1 protein-coding gene is annotated in these 292 nt (G+C 48.6%); it reads left to right on the top strand.

The features are described from left to right. The first annotated feature begins 96 nt into the window (after positions 1-96). A complete protein-coding gene (locus BHE89_RS24585; RefSeq protein WP_286145797.1) occupies positions 97-237 on the top strand; it encodes a hypothetical protein in 141 nt (46 codons plus the stop codon). Positions 238-292 lie beyond the last annotated feature (55 nt).

Below are 292 nucleotides of genomic sequence, written 5' to 3'. Positions count from 1 at the left end.
TTTTTATCCAAGAAGCAGATGGTTCTGTACGCAAGCAATTGATCGCCAGCAGCAGTTTACCCATTATGGAAAGAGAGGGGGGCGTTTAAATATGAAATCTCGGCAGGGCAATATAATGCCTCAGGCTCAGAGAAATCAAAGTTTGCGTTAGGCACATTCAGTTACGGGTTACCCCATAATATCACCCTCTATGGGGGGGGGAATGGGGGGGCAGTGATTATTTATCTTCCGTGGTAGGGTTCGGGACCTCGTTAGGGAAACTGGGGGCGCTCTCCTTTGATGCCACTATGTC

This window comes from Shigella sp. FC1967 (assembly GCF_001743005.1).
GTDB lineage: Bacteria > Pseudomonadota > Gammaproteobacteria > Enterobacterales > Enterobacteriaceae > Proteus.
This window is presented reverse-complemented; position numbering and strand designations above follow the sequence as displayed.